Consider the following 3828-nt stretch of genomic DNA (forward strand, 5'->3'; position numbering starts at 1 on the left):
CCACAGTCGTGCCGAGGCGCTTGTTGAGTTCGTAGAACAGCCGCATCAGGCGCGCCGCCATGTCGGGATCGACATTGCCGGTCGGCTCGTCGGCGATCAGCAGGTTCGGCTGGGTCACCACGGCGCGGGCAATCGCGACGCGCTGCTGTTCGCCGCCGGAGAGCGTCTCCGGGCGCTTGTGCAGCCGCTCGCCGAGGCCCACCCAGCTCAGCAGTTCCTCCACATCCCGGCGGTACTGCGTCTCCTTGCGCCCCATCACCCGCAAAGGGAGGGCGACGTTCTCGTAGGTCGTCAGGTGGTTCAGCAGGCGGAATTCCTGGAACACCACGCCCACCCGGCGCCGCATGGCCGAGAGTTCGTCGCGCGCCAGCCGGCTGGTGGGGCGGCCGAACAGCGACACCTCACCCCGGGAGGGGGGCTGCGCCAGGTAAAGCAGCTTCAGGAGGCTTGACTTGCCTGCTCCGGAAGCGCCGGTCAGGAAGCTGAAGCTGCCGGGTTTCAGGACCAGATCAATCCCGCTAAGGACTTCCTCGGACGAATCGTAGCGAAGGGACACGCCATCCAGGCGGACGGCGGCTTCTTCGAACATGTCCGGGCGTAGCTGGGTCATTGGTGAGATCCGGGGTCCAGAGGTGGTCAAACGGGGCGATTAGCGGGAAAGACGCCGGAAATGATCCTTACGTGTCCTTCGTGCAGCACGCATTATTTCGCCGATGACTCAACAATCGGTGAAAGTGGCCGCACTGTGAAATGCGCGGCCTGCGGCCATTCATGGTTCGTGCAGCCGAAATCCCTCGCCGAAGACAAGCCCGCCGCCCCTGCGCATGAGGTTTACCGCGAGCGCCTGCGCGAGCAGCGGCGCGAGAAAAGCAAGCTCTTTGCCGTCCTGTCCTGGCTTTTGACGGGGAGCTTGTTCGTAGCCGCCACTGTCGCCGCTTTCTTTTTCCGCAACGATGTTGTGAAGGTCTGGCCGCAGTCGGCCGCCGCTTACCGGTTGGCTGGGCTCGACGTGAACCGGTTCGGGCTCGACTTCGCCGATATCGAGCGCGCCCGTACCTTCAACGACACCATTCCCATCGTCACCGTGACCGGCCGCGCCGTGAATGTCGCCAATTCGGCAGTCGGAACGCCTGGCGTGCGGGTCGACCTGCGCGACGAGGCCGGCAAGATCGTTGCCACCGAATACAGCTTTGTCACGCCTGCCGAGCTGGAGCCCGGCGCCTCCGGCCAGTTCGGCGTCGTGGTCGAACCTGCACCTGTCGAGAGCTTCGAGATCGTCGTCAGCTTCGTCGAGCGTTCGGCTGTCCCGAATGAACCGCCTGCGCAGGAAGCGCCGACCGTGCCGGAAGCCTCCCCGCTCGAACCGCTGCCTGGATCCGAGGAACCGACCTGATCATGCAAACTCCCATTCCACACGCGCCGATGCCTAAGATCGATGTTGTTCTTTCGGAGGCAGATCTGATGGCCCGGGTCGACGAGCTGGCTGACCGGCTCGCGCCGCGCTTGACCGGCGAATGGACCGCCGTCTCCATCCTGATCGGCGCAACGCCGTTTACCAGCGACCTGATGAAAGCTCTCGCCCGGCGCCACGTGCATCCCGTCCTCGATGTGCTCTGGCTTGAAAGCTACCGTGACGCGCGCGAAAGCTCAGGCCGCGTGGTCGTGCGCGCGGATGTCTCGCGCCCTGTGGAAGGGCGCGGCATGCTGCTGATAGATGACGTGTTCGATACCGGCCGCACGCTCGACTTTGCCAGGCACCACCTGATCGCCAAGGGTGCCCGCGAAGTGTTGACCGTTGCGCTCACGCAGAAGCCGTGGGCTCCGCGCGGCGCCGAAGGCGTGGACTTCTGCGCCTTTGACGCGCCAGGCCGCTTCCTCGTCGGTTATGGCATGGACGATGCGGGCCTGTATCGCGGGCTGCCGTATATCGGCGCGCTGGACTGACCGGTCAGGCCAACGCGTACCAGATGCAGGCGGCGGCCGTCGCGATCATCACGATCAGCGAGACAAGCGTGCCGATCAGACGGCCGATGCCGGCGCCTGCCACTCCGCCGAGCCCGATTGCATGCAGGATGCGGGCAATCAGGAACGAAACCCCCAGGCCGTGGATCAGCAGGACCGGTGCGGCCAGCAAACCAAGCCCCACGAGGCCAAAAAGTACAACCGGCACATCCTCTACCGCATTGCCCTGAACGCGGATCGCGCGCTGCATGGAATCATCGTTGCCATCGCCGAGATTGATTTTCTTCGAGGAACGCACACGTCCGACGTTCAGTTTGAGCACGAGCATCAGCAGGGCGAACAAACCGATGTAAAGTGTGGTGGCGGCGATGGGGGTCATTGAGTGTCCTCTGGTTGTCCTCTGGTTGTCCGGCGACACTAGAGCATGCCGCGCCAAATGTGAATCGCTAAGGGTTCCCAAGTCGCCCGGTTTGTGGCTCACCTTTTTCGGGGGTGGGTCATGGGCAAGAGTTATTTGTCTGACCTGCGTATCCGGGTCGCCAGGGCGGTTGCGGGCTGATCTTCGCGTCGGGCGGCGGCGGAGCGGGTTCACATATAAAAAAACAGCTGATGGCCTCGGAATGCGCACGCGCCGACGTTGCTGAGCGCCGCCGCGTCTGGATCCCTCATCGATAGCCCTTTATGCGGCGTGCGCCGGGACGGCTGGTGTTCATCGATGGTAAGGTGGATTAGCAATCGCACCGCGATTGCCCACCGAACGCCGTCAACACCAGGATGACCCGGCTGCGCGGCCGGGCCCGGTGGGGCGAACGGCTGAAGGCGAGCGCACCGTTCGGCAAATGGATCACACAGACCTTTATCGCCGCTCTGCGCTGCGGTGAACTGACGGCGCCATGGATCATTCCGGGCGCCATGGACCGGGCCGCGTTCAACACTTACGCCGAAACCGGCCTCGACAACCTGTCCGTCCACAGAAGTGCCTATGCTGAAGGCATCATCCGAGCCCGAGGCGCCGGGCTCCTGTTCCTGCCACAATACGCTCCCCGCCTGAACCCGGTCGAACAAGCCTTCTCGAAACTCAAAGCCGATCTACGCGCCGCAGCAGCCCGAACCTTCGAAGACCTCGCAGCCGCCATCGGAAGCATCTGCAAACTCTATGACCCGACCGAATGCCGGAACTACGTCAAAGTGGCCGGATATGCGGCAGATTAATCCCACGATGCTTTAACGTGCTTAGCGGAAACGTCATCCGGATTCAGATGGCGGCGCGCGAACGTCACGTATACGGAAGTTTTCTCGCTGGACGCTATTGCGGCGCGTTAATTTTCAGGAGCGCGTTTCCTAGACCCGACACATAGACAGGACCGCCGCCTGGCGTGTGGATCACGCCTGTCACGAGGCCCGGCATCGGCGACCAGACATCCGGCCCCAGAAGTTCGGCGCGGGGCTCGCCCGCTTCGCCGCGCCGGGCATATTCCGCGATCACGGCGGTGCCCGCTTCGGTTTGCGCCGAGAAGGCCACGCGCGCTTCCCCCGTATCCGGGTTGATCGCCAGAACCTGGTTGGTCATCGGGGAGGCAACCCATAGCGCGCCATCTGGTCCGGGCTCCACATTGTCCGGCGAGACGACGCCAGCCAGCACCGCGCGGTCCGTCAGCGCGCCGGTAGAGAGGTCCACCGCATAACTCAGCACATGACCGGCTACGGTTTCCGCGATGAAAAGCTTGCCGCGTGCCTCATCGATCGTAAAGCCATTGGCGAATTGCAGGCCGGTGAGTACTTCCTGCGGCGGCCCGAGCGGCTCGCCCTCCGCGCCTGGCGCCACGCGGAACAGCTTGCCATCTGTCAGCGGCGTATCCAGCGCCG

Annotated in this window: 6 protein-coding genes; 3 read left to right on the forward strand and 3 right to left on the reverse strand. The window is 63.9% G+C overall.

The window, feature by feature from the left end; all coding sequences use genetic code 11:
* Nucleotides 1-610: cell division ATP-binding protein FtsE (locus WEA77_RS07605; protein ID WP_368067265.1), on the reverse strand; the 610-nt coding region annotated here is incomplete at its 3' end.
* A gap of 60 nt (nt 611-670) precedes the next feature.
* Between WEA77_RS07605 and WEA77_RS07610 the strand changes: the two genes are divergently transcribed.
* The gene (locus WEA77_RS07610) at nt 671-1393 is read left to right on the forward strand and encodes an MJ0042-type zinc finger domain-containing protein (protein WP_368067267.1); all 723 of its coding nucleotides are present in this window, start codon (nt 671-673) and stop codon (nt 1391-1393) included.
* 68 nt (nt 1394-1461) lie between these two features.
* Nucleotides 1462-1944 (forward strand): phosphoribosyltransferase, encoded by a 483-nt coding sequence (locus WEA77_RS07615; protein ID WP_368067268.1) that lies wholly within the window; start codon nt 1462-1464, stop codon nt 1942-1944.
* Between the two features lie 4 nt (nt 1945-1948).
* On the opposite strand, the gene WEA77_RS07620 is transcribed toward WEA77_RS07615, so the two are convergent.
* The gene (locus WEA77_RS07620; RefSeq protein WP_368067269.1) at nt 1949-2341 is read right to left on the reverse strand and encodes an MAPEG family protein; all 393 of its coding nucleotides are present in this window, start codon (nt 2339-2341) and stop codon (nt 1949-1951) included.
* Nucleotides 2342-2736: 395 nt separating this feature from the next.
* On the opposite strand from WEA77_RS07620, the gene WEA77_RS07625 reads away from it, so the two are divergent.
* Nucleotides 2737-3174 (forward strand): transposase, encoded by a 438-nt coding sequence (locus WEA77_RS07625; RefSeq protein WP_368067270.1) that lies wholly within the window; start codon nt 2737-2739, stop codon nt 3172-3174.
* A gap of 94 nt (nt 3175-3268) precedes the next feature.
* On the opposite strand, the gene WEA77_RS07630 is transcribed toward WEA77_RS07625, so the two are convergent.
* Nucleotides 3269-3828: SMP-30/gluconolactonase/LRE family protein (locus WEA77_RS07630; RefSeq protein ID WP_368067271.1), on the reverse strand; the 560-nt coding region annotated here is incomplete at its 5' end.

Source organism: Hyphomonas sp. (assembly GCF_040882205.1).
GTDB lineage: Bacteria > Pseudomonadota > Alphaproteobacteria > Caulobacterales > Hyphomonadaceae > Hyphomonas.

Excerpts from the sequence above, each read along its gene's own strand:
- WEA77_RS07610 (WP_368067267.1), top strand. The coding sequence starts at position 671 with ATGATCCTTACGTGTCCTTCGTGCAGCACGCATTATTTCGCCGATGAC.
- WEA77_RS07615 (WP_368067268.1), top strand. The coding sequence starts at position 1,462 with ATGGCCCGGGTCGACGAGCTGGCTGACCGGCTCGCGCCGCGCTTGACC.
- WEA77_RS07620 (WP_368067269.1), bottom strand. The coding sequence starts at position 2,341 with ATGACCCCCATCGCCGCCACCACACTTTACATCGGTTTGTTCGCCCTG.
- WEA77_RS07625 (WP_368067270.1), top strand. The coding sequence starts at position 2,737 with ATGACCCGGCTGCGCGGCCGGGCCCGGTGGGGCGAACGGCTGAAGGCG.